This window comes from Faecalibacillus sp. H12, assembly GCF_013361255.1.
GTDB classification, from domain to species: domain Bacteria; phylum Bacillota_I; class Bacilli_A; order Erysipelotrichales; family Coprobacillaceae; genus Faecalibacillus; species Faecalibacillus intestinalis.
This window is the reverse complement of the sequence record NZ_JABWDK010000001.1, coordinates 509,042-525,686: the sequence shown is the minus strand read 5'-3', so window position 1 is coordinate 525,686 and position 16,645 is coordinate 509,042. Positions and strand designations below refer to the sequence as shown.

The following is a 16,645-nucleotide window of genomic DNA, read 5'->3' as shown; positions in this document are numbered from 1 at the left end:
AATAGATGATTTTATGTTATTCAGGAACAGGAAATAGTCGCTATATAGCACAAAGAATTGCAGATGAATTGCAAGATAATATAATAGATTTAAATGAAAAAATAAAAACGAATAATTATTCGTCAATAGAAACAGGAGACGATGTTATCCTTGTTGTTCCAACTTATGCTTGGCGTATTCCAAAAATTGTTTCCAATTGGCTTTATAAAACTAAATTCATTGGTGCAAAACGTATTTGGTTTGTTATGAATTGTGGTAGTGAGATAGGGAATGCTACAAAGTATAACTTAATGCTTGCAAATGATAAACATTTAGACTATATGGGAACAAAACAAATCCTTATGCCGGAAAACTATATTGCGATGTTTAATGCTCCACAATTAGAAGAGGCAAAAGAAATCGTAGAAAAAGCAGAAATAAATATAAAGGAAACTGTTAAATATATTAGAGAAGGAAAAGTTTTTTTGAAACCACGTCATAATCTTTATGATCGTTTGATGAGCAGACTTGTTAATCCTCTTTTTTATCATTTCTTTGTTAAAGCAGCTGCTTTTAAAGTCAAGGATACATGTACTGGTTGCAATCAATGTGTTAAGAAATGTCCAATGAATAATATTCAACTTATTGATGGAAAACCTGTTTGGGGAAAGAATTGTACACACTGTATGGCTTGTATTTGTTATTGTCCGCAAGAGGCAATTGAATATGGAAAGAAAAGTGTTGGCAAACCACGTTATCGTTTTGAACAATTGAAGATTAAATAATTTAAATGAGCTAAAGAGTATTCTTTAAGCTTTTTTAATTTACAAATGTTATAAAATTATATGTCAAGCTATCTATGTTAAAACATGTGTAGATATAAATAAGTTGTTATGAAAAAAATAAAAATTGTGAAAAATAAAGGGAATAAATAACTATATTGTTATTTATTTTTATAACGATTCTTTTCTTTAATGGTGAAAGCTTTTAGATGAAAGATGGTCTTATATTCCTTCCTAGGCAATCAAAATAGCCTTCATAATATGTTTTATTTAGCGGGTTTTATTGATTATATTTGCTTATAAATTACAAAAGAAATTGAAAGTCTTGTTAATGGGGTGGAAAAAGAAAAGTATAGCACTTATTTCTGTTGTATTGACAACGGGAATTGTTTTAGAAATAGGTAAAAGTTATATAATGTACAGTCTTGATTTTGATGAAAAGGTAGAAAAATATGATCAACATATTGTACTCTATGTAGATAATATTTTTGTAAGGCCACGTTTTTACTATCCACATTATCAATATGAAGAAAATCTCTTGCTTAAAAAGAAATTTAAATAAAAAAGAATTAAAAGATTCTATTCAAAATATGGAGATCCAGATGATTCTTATCAAGAATGAAATAAAAAGGAATAAAATATGAAGACATATCTTTAACGATTACTCAAGAAATTGTTTCAAAGATGATGGAAAAGACCGTGGACGAAATGGGAAAAGCGTTATTTCCAAACTTGCCTGAAGAAAGACCATAGATGGTTTTGGCAATGAAGAAGTTAAGTGTTTATCCCAAAAGTGTGCTGTTTTATATGAAGATTTGGAAGAAACTCTTAAAATATTATCTTTAGATTATAATGATAGAGGCTACGTTTGTAGTCTTTATTTATATGTTAAAATAGAGCTAGATAAGGAGTGGTTATATGAAAAGATATATGGCTTTGCTTAGAGGAATTAATATCAGTGGTAAAAATAAAGTAGTGATGGCAGAGTTAAAAAAAGAGTTTGAAAGTTTAAAGTTTGAAGATGTTAAAACTTATTTAAATAGTGGAAATGTTATTTTTTCAAGTCGAGAAAATATTGAAAAGATTACAAAACAAATTGAGGAGATGTTAAAGAAAAACTATGATTTTAAAATACCTGTTTTTGTTTTAGAACAAGGTAAGCTAAAAGTTATTTTAGAACATGCACCAATTTGGTGGGGCAGTGATGATAAAATAATCTATGATAATTTAATATTTATGATTCCTCCAGTCACTTTTAAAGAAGTTTTTGAAGAAATTGGTGAAGCTAAAGAAGGATTGGAAAAAATTCAAAATTATAAAGATGTTATTTTTTGGTCATTTAGTCGAAAAGATTATCAAAAAACAAACTGGTGGCCTAAAACAACAAATACAAATGTTAGTAAAAAGCTAACAATTAGAACGGCTAACACGGTTAGAAAAATTGTTAGAATGTAAACAAATATAATTGATACGTTATTTATAAAAATAGTATCTTTTTGTTTGAAAATGGCTTTAACTAATTCAATTAGTTATAATACTAATATAGTTAGTTAAGAAGGATACTATGACTGAAACAAGGATTATAGAAGTAACTATAGAAATTATCAATCAAGAGGGGTTTGCCAATTTATCTTAGTGGCTAAAAAATTAAAAATAAAATCTCCATCTTTATATAATCGTATTTCTAATTTGGAAGATTTAAAAAATAAAATTAGTCTCTATGGTTGGAAACAATTAGAAGAAAAAATGCTTCTTTCTATTGTTGGGGAAAGTGGCTATGAGGCCATAAAATGTATGGCATATGCTTTTTATGATTATGCAACAGAAAATAAAGGAATTTTCGAAGCCATGCTTTGGTACAATAAATATATGATAGAAGAGGGAAATCAAGTAACACATAATACTTTTGATATACTTTTTAAAATACTTAGGAAGCAAAATTTAAGTGATGAAACGATAAACCATTTTATTAGAACACTTAGAGTTTTTTTAGAAGGCTATGTTCTACTTGTGAATCACCAAGCTTTTGGACATCCTCTTTCTATTCAAAAAAGTTTTGATTTTTCATTAAACATTTTAATCAATGGTGTGAAAAATATGGAGGGAAAATAGGTGGAAGAATACATAAATATCACTTTAGATAATATTGATCAAGAACATATTTGTTGTGCTATAAGTGATAAAAAACATTTTGAAGGTGTTTTTAATAAAAAGGAATGGTTAAAAAAGAGAATAACAGAAGGTCATGTTTTTAGAAAACTTAATGTTCAAGGAAAAGTATTTGTTGAATATGCACCTCTAGAAAAAGCATGGGTTCCTATCGAAGGTAATGGTTTTCTATATATTTATTGTTTATGGGTTTCGGGAAAATTTAAAGGTCATGGTTATGGTAAGCAATTATTGGAATATGTTATTAATGATGCTAAAAAGAAAGGAAAACAAGGTGTTTGTGTAATATCTTCTAAAAAGAAGAAATCTTATCTGGCAGATAAAAAATTCTTTTTAAAATATGGATTTGAAGTTGTTGATCAAATTGAAGATTATGAATTATTATCGTTATCTTTTAATCATCAAAAACCTTCTTTTTGTAAAAATGTTAAACAAATGATGATTGATTCAAATCATACAACAATATATTATTCACCACAATGTCCTTTTACATTAAATTGTATATACGAAATTAAAGAATACATGAAAGATTGTAATATACAAGTTGATTTTATTAAAGTTGATACTTTGGAAAAAGCAAAAAACATACCATGTATTTTTAATAATTGGTCAGTTTTTAAAAATGGAAAATATGTTTCACATATTTTGTTAAATAAAAAAGGTTTTGAAAAATTATTAAATGATTAAAAAGAATGATAGATTGTTGGAAAATTGATTTTTAGGTAAAATAAAAAATATTTTGGTGTTGCTAAAAGAGACATTTTTTGATATTATGCAGTTAAGTTATACGACTGACGGAAGTGGAATAAACCACAGGGAGTATAATCGTGTAAAAGAGTCGACCGTCTGGGCTAATAATAGTCTGGATGAGTGGGCTCTTTTTTTGGTTGGTAGAGTAAAAAAACTAGTTTCACATATTGTCTTGTAATATAATGAAAGTGGTTAATAGAATCAATCAAAAAGAAAAAAAGAAAGGATGAACGACAATGTTAACTGATGTAGAAATTGCACAAAGTGCAAAGATGAAACCAATTGTTGAAGTTGCTCAAAAAGTTGGTTTAGATGAGGATGATCTAGAATTATATGGAAAATATAAAGCAAAGATTTCTCTTGAAGCTATTAAAAAACTAGATCAAAACGAAGATGGAAAATTGATCTTAGTAACAGCAATTAATCCAACACCTGCAGGTGAAGGAAAAACCACAACAATGATTGGATTATCACAAGCACTTAACAAATTAGGAAAGAAATCTGTAGTTGCAATGCGTGAGCCATCGCTAGGTCCATGTTTTGGAATCAAAGGTGGAGCTGCTGGTGGAGGATATGCGCAAGTTGTTCCAATGGAAGATATCAACCTTCATTTTACAGGAGATATTCATGCAATCACTGCTGCAAACAACTTAATTGCAGCGATGCTTGATAATTCCATTCATCAAGGGAATCCACTTAATATCGATGTAAGACAAATCGTTTGGAAACGTGTGGTCGATTTAAACGATCGTGCATTACGTCATACTGTTTGTGGACTCGGTGGTAAAGTAAACGGGGTTCCTCGTGAAGATGGATTTGATATTACCGTTGCTAGTGAAGTTATGGCAATTCTTTGTTTAGCGACTTCTTTAGAAGATTTAAAACAAAGAGCTGCAAAAATGATTGTCGCTTATACTTATGATGGGAAACCAGTTACTGTTGATGATATTGAAGCAACAGGAGCGGTAACACTTTTATTAAAAGATGCGATTAAACCAAATTTAGTTCAAACTTTAGATCACACACCAGTATTTGTTCATGGGGGTCCATTTGCAAATATTGCCCATGGATGTAACTCTGTTATGGCCACTCAACTTGCTATCAAGTTAGGGGATTATGCGATTACTGAAGCTGGATTTGGTGCTGATTTAGGAGCTGAAAAATTCTTAGATATTAAATGTCGTCAAGCAAATTTAAATCCTGAAGCAGTTGTTATTGTTGCAACTGTTCGAGCTTTAAAAATGCATGGTGGTGTTGCTAAAAAAGATTTAGGAAATGAAAATTTGGAAGCTTTAAAAGCTGGTTTAGGAAACTTAGAAAAGCATATTGAAAACATTGCAAAATTCGATTTACCTTGTATCGTTGCTATTAATGCTTTTCCAACAGACACAGAAGCGGAACTTCAATTATTGAATGAATGTTGCAAGAAACTTGGTGTTGAAGTAGCTATTAGTAAAGTTTGGGAAAAAGGTGCTGATGGTGGAATCGAACTTGCTGAAAAGTTATTAAATATTTTAGAAACAAAAGAAGCTAATTATCATCCACTTTATGATTTAGATTTATCAATTGAAGAAAAGATTGAAACAATTGTTAAAGAAATCTATGGTGGAGATGGTGTTGAATTTACAAAGAAAGCAAAAAATAAAATTAAAAAATATACAGAACAAGGATTAAGTCAATTACCAATTTGTGTTGCTAAAACACAATACTCATTATCTGACCAAGCTTCTTTACTTGGTCGACCAACAGGATTTACTGTTAAAATCAATGATATTATTCCATCTGCTGGAGCAGGATTCTTGGTTGCTATTTCTGGTGATATTATGCGTATGCCAGGACTTCCAAAACGTCCAGCCGCTGTCAATATGGATATTGATGAAGATGGAAAAATTATAGGATTATTCTAAAAAGGAGAGAAAGATGAAAGTTGCTATTATCATGGGTTCAACTTCTGATTTACCTAAAGTTGAACCAGCTATTTCGATTTTGAAAAATTATGGTATTGAAGTGAATGTTCGTTGTTTATCTGCTCATAGAGCACATTTAGGACTTTCAAGTTTTATTAAAGAAACAGAAACGGATGGCACAGAAGTTATTATTACAGCTGCAGGAATGGCAGCAGCTCTTCCAGGTGTGGTGGCTAGTCAAACAGTTTTACCTGTTATTGGTGTTCCAATTGCAGGAAGTAATTTAGATGGAATGGATGCTTTATTATCCATTGTTCAAATGCCTTCGGGTATTCCAGTAGCGACTGTTGCTATTAATGGAAGTAAAAATGCAGCTTATTTAGCACTTCAAATTATGGCTATTAAACATAGTGAAATCAAAGAAGGGCTACTTAAAGAAAGAAAACAAATGGAAGCTGACGCAATGAAAGCTAACGATGAAGTCATAGAAAAATACAAATAGGGGGAAAAGAAAAATGGCAGAATTATTGTATGAAGGAAAAGCAAAACAAGTTTACAAAACTGAAAAGGAAGATGAATATTTAATTCATTATAAAGATGATGCAACAGCAGGAAATGGTGTTAAGCATGATAAGTTTGAAGGTAAAGGTGTTTTAAATAATACAATCTCTTGTATTATCTTTGATATGTTAGAAGAAGCTGGAATCAAAACACACATGATTAAAAAATTAAATGAAAGAGATATCTTAGTTAAAAAAGTAGATATCTTCCCATTAGAAGTTATTATTAGAAATATTACAACTGGATCTTTCTGTAGAAGATTAGGAGCACCTGAAGGAATTGTTTTAGATGAACCAATCTTTGAAATGAGTTATAAAAATGATGAATATGGTGATCCATTAATCAATGATGATCACGCTGTTGCTTTAAAACTTGCAACAAGAGAAGAATTAGCATACATCAAAGAAACAACATTAAAAATCAATGAATTATTAAAAGAATTCTTCTTATCAATGAATTTAAAACTTGTTGATTTTAAAATTGAATTTGGTAAAACAGCTGATGGTACAATTTTATTAGCTGATGAAATTTCACCAGATTCATGTCGTTTATGGGATGTTGATACAAACCAAAAATATGATAAAGATGTATTTAGACAAGATATTGGAGATTTAATTGAAACTTATAAAGCAGTTCTAGCAAGAATGCAAAATAAATAATTAAGGAGAATAAAGATGGATTACAAAAAAGCTGGAGTCGATATTGAAGCAGGTTATAAATCAGTAGAATTAATGAAAGAACATGTTAAAAAAACAATGCGTCCTGAAGTTTTAGGAGGACTTGGTGGTTTTGCAGGTGCTTTTGATTTAAGCGGAATTAAAAACATGGAAGAACCGGTTTTATTATCAGGAACAGATGGTTGTGGAACAAAAGTAAAACTTGCTTTTGTGATGGATAAACACGATACAATTGGTATTGACGCTGTAGCGATGTGTGTCAATGATATTGCTTGTTCTGGAGGAGAACCACTTTTCTTCTTAGATTATATTGCTTGTGGTAAAAACTATCCTGAAAAGATTGCTTCAATTGTAAGTGGTGTTGCTGAAGGATGTTTACAATCTGAATGTGCTTTAGTTGGTGGTGAAACTGCTGAACATCCAGGTTTAATGCCTGAAGATGATTATGATTTAGCTGGTTTTGCTGTAGGTGTTGTTGATAAAAAAGATATTATTGATGGTTCAACAATTAAAGCAGGAGATACACTTATTGGTATTGCTTCAAGTGGTGTTCATTCAAATGGTTTTTCACTTGTTAGAAAAGTGTTTGAAATGACAAAAGAATCATTAGATGCATACTATGATGAATTAGGAAAAACTTTAGGAGAAGCTTTAATTGAACCAACACGTATTTATGTAAAAGCTTTAAAAAATGTAAAAAATGTGGGTGTTAGAATTAAAGGATGCTCTCATATTACAGGTGGAGGTTTCTTTGAAAATGTTCCAAGAATGCTTCCTGAAAATGTAAGAGCAGTTATTAAAAAAGATAGTTATCCAGTACCAGCTTTATTTGATTTAATTCAAAAAAATGGAAATATTGAAGAACATATGATGTATAACACATTCAATATGGGTCTTGGTATGGTAATTGCAGTTAATCCAAAAGATGTTGATGCAACAATGAAAGCTATTGAAGATGCAGGAGACAAATGCTATGTTGTTGGAAATATCGTTGAAGGAGATAAGGGCGTGGATCTATGCTAAAATTTGCGGTCTTTGTTTCTGGTGGAGGAACAGATTTACAATCTATTATTGATGCCAAAAACGAAGGAAAGATCAATGGCGAAATCGCTCTTGTTCTTTCTAATCGTCAAAAGGCTTATGGCTTACAAAGAGCTAAAGATGCTGGGATTGAAACAGCGGTTGTCAAAAAAGATGATGCTTTGATTGTAAAGATGTTAAAAGAAAGAAATATTGATTTTATTGTCTTAGCGGGTTATCTAGCAATTTTAACGGATGAGTTAATTGATGCATATCCAAATAAAATTATGAACATTCATCCTTCCCTTATTCCTTCTTTTTGTGGACCAGGAATGTATGGAATGCATGTTCATGAAGCTGTATTACAACGTGGTGCAAAGGTTTCGGGGGCAACCGTGCACTTTGTTTCAAATATTGTCGATGGGGGACCGATTATTAAACAAGTTGCTTGTGATATATCGGATTTAGATACAGCGGATGATATTCAAAAAAGGGTGTTAGAGATTGAACATAAATTATTACCTGAAGTTGTAGGGTTATATTGTGATAATAAGATAAAAATTATTGATGGAAAGGCAAAGGTAATTTAAATGAAAAGAGCTTTAATTTCAGTTACAAATAAAGATGGGGTTGTTGATTTTGCTAAAGGATTAGTAGAATTAGGTTTTGAAATTGTATCAACAGGAGGTACAATGAAAGTTTTACAAGAAAATGGGGTTTCTTGTATTGCAATTGATGATGTGACAGGATTTCCTGAAATGTTAGATGGACGTGTTAAAACACTTCATCCAATGGTACATGGGGGACTTTTATATCGTCGTGATTTACCTAGTCATGTTGAAACAATTAAAAAACACGGCATTCATCCAATTGATTTAGTATGTGTCAACTTATATGAATTTGAAAAAGCTTTAAAAGCTGGTAAAGATTTACCAGATATGATTGAAAATATTGATATTGGTGGACCATCAATGATTCGTTCAGCAGCTAAAAACTTTAAAGATGTTTTAATTGTTACAGATCCAAAAGATTATGACAATGTTTTAGATGCGATTAAAAATGATACAACTGATTTTGATTTCAGAATGAATCTTGCTTATAAAGCATTCTCTATGACAGGTGCTTATGATGCAATGATTTCAAGATACTTTGCAGATCAAGTTGGAGATCAATTCCCAGATACATTAAATCTTTCATTAAAGAAAGTAGAACATTTACGTTATGGTGAAAACTCTCAACAAGCAGCTAATAAATATGAAGATAGCTATGTTCAAAAATCTTTATTAGATTATGAACAACTTCATGGTAAAGAAATTTCATTTAACAATGTAAACGATTTGTATGGAGCTGTTGCACTTGTTAGAGAATTTGGAGATCAAATCGTTACAGCAGCTATCAAACATTCAACTCCTTGTGGTGTTGCTATTGGAAATACAGGTTATGATTCTTATATGAAAGCCTATGAAGCTGATCCTCAATCTATCTTTGGTGGAATCGTTGCTGTTAACTATAAAATCGATAAAGCAACAGCTGAACAAATGCATAAGATTTTCTTAGAAATCGTAGCTGCACCAGATTTTGATGATGATGCTTTAGAAATCTTAAAGAAAAAGAAAAACTTACGTATTTTAAAACTTAAAAACTTAGATGCACGTGGTGCTAAATATGATATTAAATATCTTGAAGGAAAAGTATTAGTTCAAGAATTAAATACAAAAATGATTGATGAAATGAAAGTTGTGACAAATGCACAACCTACAAAAGAACAACTTACAGATATGGAATTTGGTATGAAAGTTGTTAAATATGTAAAATCAAATGCGATCTGTATTGTTAAAAATGGTGTAACACTTGCTATTGGTGGAGGACAAACATCAAGAGTATGGGCTTTAGAAAATGCTATTCATAATAATCCAGATAAAGATTTCAATGGTTCAGTACTTGCTTCAGATGCTTTCTTCCCATTCAATGACTGTGTTCAAGTGGCTGCAGATGCAGGTGTTCAAGCAATTATTCAACCAGGTGGTTCAATTAGAGATCAAGATTCAATTGATTTATGTAATGAAAAAAATATCCCTATGGTATTTAGCGGATATAGACACTTTAGACACTAGGAGGCTTATATGAAAGTTCTTGTAATCGGTAGTGGTGGTCGTGAACATGCGATTGCTTATAAATTAAAACAAAGTCCAAAAGTAACTGAACTTTATGCAATACCAGGAAATCCTGGTATTGCAAGTTTAGGTACATGTGTACCTGGTTCAGTAGAAGATAATGAATTTATTGTTGATTTTATTAAAAAAAATCAAATTGATTTAACTGTCATCGGTCCAGAAGTTCCTTTATGTAAAGGGCTTGCTGATGATATTGAAAAAGCGGGTTATAAAGCTTTTGGTCCTCAAAAAAAGGCGGCAACTTTAGAAGGAAGCAAAGCTTACTCTAAAGATTTTATGGTCAGACATCATATTCCTACAGCAAAATATGTCGAAGTCACAGACTTTGAAAAAGCTTGTAAAGAAGTTGATCATTTTGATTTTCCATTAGTTATCAAAGCAGATGGTTTAGCTGCTGGAAAAGGTGTTGTCATTGTTGAAAATAAAGAAGATGCCATATCTACTTTAAAAGACATGATGGTTGATGGTGCTTTAGATGGTGCCGGAAGTAAAGTTGTATTAGAAGAATTCTTAACAGGATTTGAATGTTCTTTACTTTGTTTTACTGATGGTAAAACAATTGTACCAATGGTTTCAGCAAAAGATCATAAACAAATCTTTGACGGAAATAAAGGACCTAATACAGGTGGTATGGGAACTGTTTCTCCAAATCCATTTTTACCAGAAGGTATGGACGAAGTCTTAAAAAAAGATATTCTTGATCCATTTATGCAAGGACTTAAAGAAGATCAAATGGACTATCGTGGAGTTGTTTTCATTGGTTTAATGATTGAAAATAATCAAGCGAAAGTACTTGAATTTAATGTCCGTTTTGGTGATCCTGAAACACAATCAATCCTTCTTCGTTTAGAAAGTGATCTTTATGAAATTATGGATGCTTGTGCGACTTATACTTTAGATCAAGTAGATGTCAAATGGTCAGATGACCACGTGGCTTGTCTTGTTCTAGCAAGTGGTGGATATCCAGGTAAATATGAAAAAGGAATTGAAATTAAAAATATTGACAAAGTAAGTGATGATATTGTTGTTTTCCATGCGGGAACAGCTTTAAAAGATGGTAAACTTGTCACAAATGGTGGACGTGTTTTAAATGTGTGTGCAAGAGGAGCAAATTTACAAGAAGCACTTGCGAAAGTCTATGAAACTGCTACAATTATTACATTCGATGGTATGTACTATCGTCATGATATTGGACTTAGATAGGAGAGAACTCTATGACAAATGTAAGAAGAATTTATGTAGAAAAAAGAAAAGAATACGCAACAGAAGCGCATGAAATTCAAACCAACCTCGTTGAACAATTAGGTTTAACGATTCATTCACTTCGTATTGTTCATCGTTATGATGTACAAGGAATTAGTGAAGAAATCTTACAACAAGGAATTAATACAATTCTTGCTGAACCAATGGTGGATCATGTTTATGATGAAACATTTCCAATGAGTGAAAAAGAATCTGTTTTCGCAATTGAATTTTTACCAGGTCAATATGATCAACGTGCTGATTCATGCGAACAATGTTTCCAAATTCTAACAGGAACATCTTCAACAAAAGTAAGATGTGCCAAACTTATTGTAGTAGACATTGATAAAAATGAAGATGTTTTAAATCAAATCAAACATTATTTAATTAACCCTGTTGATCAAAGAATTGCTTCTTTAGAAAAACCAGAACATTTAAATGATGAAACACCTGATATTAAATCTGTACCAACTTTAACTGGATTTAATGATTTAGATGAAGCAGGATTAAATCAATTCTTAAAAGATAATGGAATGGCTATGAATCTTGATGATTTAAAAGTAACACAAGATTACTTTAAAAATGAAGAACATAGAGATCCTACTGAAACAGAAATTAAAGTATTAGATACATATTGGTCAGATCACTGTCGTCATACAACATTTGCGACAGTTATTACAGATATTGATATTCAAAATGGTGCTTTTAAAGAAATCTTAGAAAAAGATATTGAAAGCTATAAAACAAGTAGACATGCAGTTTATGGGGTAAATACAACAAGACCTCTTACTTTAATGGATCTTGCAACTATTTCAATGAAAGAACTTCGTAAAAAAGGATATCTTGATGATATGGAAGTTTCTGAAGAAATTAATGCATGTTCTATTGAAATCACTGTTCATACAAATCAAGGAGATGAACAATGGTTATTAATGTTTAAAAATGAAACACATAACCATCCTACAGAAATCGAACCATTTGGGGGAGCTGCTACATGTTTAGGTGGAGCTATTCGTGACCCACTTTCAGGACGTGCTTATGTTTACCAATCAATGCGTATTACTGGAGCAGGTGATCCAAGAAAAACATTGGCAGAAACAACGCCAGGTAAATTACCACAAAGAAAAATTTGTCAAGAAGCCGCTCATGGTTTTTCAAGTTATGGTAACCAAATCGGTTTAACAACAGGTTATGTTCATGAAATATACGATGAAGGTTATATCGCTAAACGTATGGAAGTAGGAGCCGTTGTGGCTGCTGCACCAAAAGAACAAGTAAAACGTTTAGAACCACAAAATGGACAAATCGTCTTATTAATTGGGGGACGTACAGGACGTGATGGTATCGGTGGTGCTACCGGTTCTTCAAAATCACATGACGTAAAATCTATTGAAACAGCAGGTGCTGAAGTTCAAAAAGGAAATCCTGTTGAAGAAAGAAAAATTCAAAGATTATTTAGAAATAAAGCGGTCTCAGAAAAAGTTGTTAGATGTAATGACTTTGGAGCTGGTGGAGTTTGTGTTGCCGTTGGTGAACTTGCTCCAGGGCTTGATATTGATTTAGATGCTGTTTTGAAAAAATATGATGGTTTAACAGGTACAGAACTTGCTATTAGTGAATCACAAGAACGTATGGCCATTGTTGTCAATGACTATGATGTTGATTTCATTAAAGAAGAATGTACAAAAGAAAACTTAGAAGTTGTTCAAGTGGCAACTGTTACAGATACAAATCGTTTAGTAATGAAGCACATGGGTAAAGATATTGTTAATATTTCTCGTGATTTCTTAGATGCTGCAGGGGCAAAACGTTATCAAAATATTGAAGTTGAATTACCAAACTTTGAAAGTACACCTTTTGATGAAGAAGAAAGAAATGATTTTGTTGGTACAACAAAAGAAGTATTATCAAGATTATCTGTTGCTTCACAAAAAGGTCTTGTTGAAAGATTTGATTCATCTATTGGAAATGGTACAGTTTTATCTCCTTATGGTGGACGTACATATCACACAGAAACAGAAGGTATGGCTGCTTTAATTCCTGTTTTAGGAAAAGAAACAACAACTGCTTCATTAATGGCTTATGGGTATAATCCTAAGATTTCTAAATGGTCACCATATCATGGAGCTATGTACGCTGTTGTTGAAAGTGTTGCTAAGATCGTTGCCATGGGTGGAAACTATCATACAATTCGTTTTTCATTCCAAGAATATTTTGAAAAATTATTAGATGATCCAAAACGTTGGGGTAAACCATTAGCTGCTTTACTTGGAGCTAATCGTGTTCAACAAGAATTAAAACTTCCATCAATTGGTGGTAAAGATTCAATGTCAGGAACATTTGAAAATATTTCAGTTCCACCAACACTTGTTTCTTTTGCTATTACAGCAAGTGATGTTCATGATGTTATGACACCAGAAGCAAAAGAAGCAGGACATATTTTAGCGGAAGTTCAAATTAAAAAAGATCAATTTAGAGTCTTTGATTTTGATCATTTACAAAAACAATATGATGCTATTCAAGATTTAATGAAACAAAAGAAAATTTATTCTGCATATACAGTTAAAGATGGTGGTGTAATCGAAGCTGTTTGTAAAATGGCTTTTGGTAATGGTTTAGGAGCTGCTTTCAATACAGATCATACTCTTGCTTCTTATGTTGAAAAGAATTATGGGAATATTATTGTTGAAGTGAAATCTGAAAAAGATCTAGTAGGTTTAGATTATAGAGTAGTGGCTACTTTAAATGATAGTGAAAAATTCTCTTATGGAATGGATACAATTTCTATTCAAGAAGCTTACGCAATCAATAAAGCACCATTAGAAAGTGTTTATCCAACAAGAGAAAAAGCACCTACACAAGAAATTAAAGTTGCTGAATGTAAAACAAGATCAACTTTAAAAGCAAAACAATATATTGAAACACCTTTAGTTGTTATTCCAGTATTCCCAGGAACAAACTGTGAATATGATTCAAAACGTGCTTTTGAAAAAGCAGGGGCAAAGGTTGAACTTGTCTTAATTAGAAATAAAACAGAAGAAATGTTAAAAACATCGATTGATGAATTGGAAAATGCTATCAAACGTGCTAATATTGTGATGCTACCAGGAGGATTCTCTGCTGGTGATGAACCTGAAGGTTCAGGTAAATTTATTGCAACAGTTTTAAGAAATCCAAGATTAAAAGCAGCAATTAGTGATTTATTAGATAATAGAGATGGTTTAATGATTGGTATTTGTAATGGATTCCAAGCACTTATTAAATTAGGATTACTTCCATATGGTGAAATTAGAGATATGTCGGAAAATGACGCTACTCTTACATTCAATACGATTGGGCGTCACTTATCTCAATTTGTAGATACACGTATTGGTTCTGTTAAATCACCATGGCTTGCTAATGTTAATGTGGGGGATGTTCATGTTATTCCTATTTCTCATGGAGAAGGACGTTTTGTTGCTCCTAAAGAAGTTATTGATGAATTATTCGCTAATGGACAAGTATTCTCTCAATATGTTGATCCTAATCGTAAAGTCACAATGCAAACACCATACAATCCTAATGGTTCAATGTATGCTATTGAAGGTATTGTTTCTCGTGATGGTCGTGTTCTTGGTAAGATGGGACATAGTGAACGTCAAGGAGAAAACCGTTTTAAAAATGTTTATGGTGAAATGGATCAAAAATTATTTGAAGCTGGTGTAAATTATTTTAGAGGTGGTAAATAGAATGGATAAACAACAATTTGAATGTTTTACATTAAGTCCTTTAGATGGACGTTATGCAGGTATTAAAGATGCTTTAGGTGAATATTTTTCTGAATATGCTTTAGTGAAATATCGTGTTTTTGTTGAAATTCAATGGTTAAAATTTTTAATTGAAAATGTAGAAAGTGATGTTCTTTCTAAATTTGACAAAGATAACTTAGGACAAATCGAAGCTATTTCAAAAGATTTCAATTATGATTCTTTTAAAGCAATCAAAGATATTGAAGCTGTTACAAGACATGATGTTAAAGCAGTAGAATATTTCATTGGAAATCAATTAAAAGATATGGGTTATGATTATTTAATCAGTTTTGTTCATATTGGATGTACTTCAGAAGATATTAATAATACATCTTATGCTTGTATGATCAAACATGGTTTAAATGATGTTTGGTTAAAGAAAGCAAAAGAATTTACTGCTGTTATTAATAAATGGGCTGTTGAACATAAAAATGATGCGATGTTAGCTCATACTCATGGTCAACCTGCCACACCAACAACAATTGGTAAGGAATTTAAAGTTTATGCTTATCGTTTTACTTCAAGCATTGAAAATATTGAAAATATTAAAATTAAAGCTAAATTTAATGGGGCAACAGGAAACTATAGTGCTATTTTAACAGCATTTCCTCAATTAGATTGGCAAACTCTTAATAAAAAATTTGTAGAAGAATATTTAGGGTTAACTTACAATCCTTTAACAACACAAATTGAAAGCCATGATTATACATGTCATATTTTAGATGGTATTCGTCATTTCAATAATGTGTTAGTGGATTTTGATGTTGATATGTGGTTATACATTTCAATGGAATACTTCAAACAAATTCCTGTAAAAGGAGAAGTAGGAAGTAGTACAATGCCTCATAAAGTCAATCCAATTCGTTTTGAAAACTCAGAAGCAAATGTTGATATGTCTAATAATATTTGTGTTGGTTTATCAAACAAATTACCTAGATCACGTATGCAAAGAGATTTATCAGATAGTTCAAGTCAAAGAAATATTGGTTTAGCTTTTGGTTATTCTTTACAAGCAATTAGTGAAACAACAAATGGTTTAGCTAAATGTGTTGTTAATAAAGATAAACTTGCAGCTGACTTAAATGAAAAATGGGAAGTTCTTGCTGAACCAATTCAAACAATGCTTAGAAAATATGGTATTTCTGATGCCTATGATCAATTAAAAGAACTTACAAGAGGTAAAAATATTTCACAAGAAGCAATTATGGAATTTGCGAAAGGATTAGATGTTTTATCAGATGAAGATCGTCAAACTTTATTAGATATGACACCTGCAAGTTATATTGGATATGCTTCTAACTTATGTGATATTGATTTATAATGATTGATCGTCGTGCAATAAATATTTTATATAATGATCAAGTTGGCAAAAAGCTGGTAGAAGATTTCTATCAGCTTCTTGTTGTTTATAGTCAAAATGAAAAAATAAAACCTGTTGAAAGTTATCTTTTAAAATTGAATGATATTGCTAGAAAGAAGAAAATACGTCTTGTTTATTATGATAACCATAGTTTAAAAGAAGATCTGTCACAATTTATTGTAGAAGAGTATCGTCTTTCAAAAATGGAACAAAAATGAGACAAATTTGAGACATAA

The 16,645-nt window shown here is 31.3% G+C and carries 15 protein-coding genes and 1 riboswitch; all 15 genes read left to right on the top strand.

Annotated features, from left to right (window positions below):
* Positions 1–5: 5 nt before the first annotated feature.
* Positions 6–764, top strand: coding sequence for an EFR1 family ferrodoxin (locus tag HUU89_RS02960; RefSeq protein WP_175300944.1), 759 nt, complete (start codon positions 6–8; stop codon positions 762–764).
* Between the two features lie 280 nt (positions 765–1,044).
* Positions 1,045–1,323 (top strand): hypothetical protein, encoded by a 279-nt coding sequence (locus HUU89_RS02955; RefSeq protein WP_175300943.1) that lies wholly within the window; start codon positions 1,045–1,047, stop codon positions 1,321–1,323.
* A 356-nt stretch (positions 1,324–1,679) separates the two neighbouring features.
* The gene (locus tag HUU89_RS02950; protein ID WP_175300942.1) at positions 1,680–2,216 is read left to right on the top strand and encodes a DUF1697 domain-containing protein; all 537 of its coding nucleotides are present in this window, start codon (positions 1,680–1,682) and stop codon (positions 2,214–2,216) included.
* Between the two features lie 180 nt (positions 2,217–2,396).
* Positions 2,397–2,873 carry a TetR-like C-terminal domain-containing protein gene (locus tag HUU89_RS15265; RefSeq protein WP_119363458.1) on the top strand — a complete coding sequence of 159 codons (477 nt, stop codon included), beginning with the start codon at positions 2,397–2,399 and terminating at the stop codon, positions 2,871–2,873.
* Entirely contained in the window at positions 2,874–3,617 is a 744-nt protein-coding gene (locus tag HUU89_RS15260; protein WP_175300941.1) for a GNAT family N-acetyltransferase, read from the top strand.
* A gap of 90 nt (positions 3,618–3,707) precedes the next feature.
* Positions 3,708–3,789: riboswitch (ZMP/ZTP riboswitch) on the top strand.
* A 127-nt stretch (positions 3,790–3,916) separates the two neighbouring features.
* Positions 3,917–5,587: a formate--tetrahydrofolate ligase gene (locus tag HUU89_RS02935; protein ID WP_032090146.1), complete on the top strand. Its 1,671-nt coding sequence runs from the start codon at positions 3,917–3,919 to the stop codon at positions 5,585–5,587.
* 13 nt (positions 5,588–5,600) lie between these two features.
* The gene (purE, locus tag HUU89_RS02930) at positions 5,601–6,089 is read left to right on the top strand and encodes a 5-(carboxyamino)imidazole ribonucleotide mutase (RefSeq protein ID WP_175300940.1); all 489 of its coding nucleotides are present in this window, start codon (positions 5,601–5,603) and stop codon (positions 6,087–6,089) included.
* Positions 6,090–6,102: 13 nt separating this feature from the next.
* Entirely contained in the window at positions 6,103–6,807 is a 705-nt protein-coding gene (gene purC / locus HUU89_RS02925; RefSeq protein WP_032090145.1) for a phosphoribosylaminoimidazolesuccinocarboxamide synthase, read from the top strand.
* 15 nt (positions 6,808–6,822) lie between these two features.
* A complete protein-coding gene (gene purM, locus HUU89_RS02920) occupies positions 6,823–7,848 on the top strand; it encodes a phosphoribosylformylglycinamidine cyclo-ligase (protein WP_175300939.1) in 1,026 nt (341 codons plus the stop codon).
* Positions 7,842–8,435, top strand: coding sequence for a phosphoribosylglycinamide formyltransferase (gene purN, locus HUU89_RS02915; RefSeq protein WP_032090143.1), 594 nt, complete (start codon positions 7,842–7,844; stop codon positions 8,433–8,435). The genes purM and purN overlap by 7 nt, the downstream gene beginning before the upstream one ends.
* The gene (purH, locus tag HUU89_RS02910; RefSeq protein WP_147580214.1) at positions 8,436–9,959 is read left to right on the top strand and encodes a bifunctional phosphoribosylaminoimidazolecarboxamide formyltransferase/IMP cyclohydrolase; all 1,524 of its coding nucleotides are present in this window, start codon (positions 8,436–8,438) and stop codon (positions 9,957–9,959) included. It abuts the gene before it with no gap.
* Between the two features lie 9 nt (positions 9,960–9,968).
* A complete protein-coding gene (purD, locus tag HUU89_RS02905) occupies positions 9,969–11,222 on the top strand; it encodes a phosphoribosylamine--glycine ligase (protein ID WP_175300938.1) in 1,254 nt (417 codons plus the stop codon).
* An 11-nt stretch (positions 11,223–11,233) separates the two neighbouring features.
* Positions 11,234–14,989, top strand: coding sequence for a phosphoribosylformylglycinamidine synthase (locus tag HUU89_RS02900; RefSeq protein WP_147580216.1), 3,756 nt, complete (start codon positions 11,234–11,236; stop codon positions 14,987–14,989).
* 1 nt (position 14,990) lies between these two features.
* Positions 14,991–16,370: an adenylosuccinate lyase gene (gene purB, locus HUU89_RS02895; protein ID WP_032090139.1), complete on the top strand. Its 1,380-nt coding sequence runs from the start codon at positions 14,991–14,993 to the stop codon at positions 16,368–16,370.
* A complete protein-coding gene (locus tag HUU89_RS02890; protein WP_032090138.1) occupies positions 16,370–16,627 on the top strand; it encodes a hypothetical protein in 258 nt (85 codons plus the stop codon). The genes purB and HUU89_RS02890 overlap by 1 nt, the downstream gene beginning before the upstream one ends.
* Positions 16,628–16,645 lie beyond the last annotated feature (18 nt).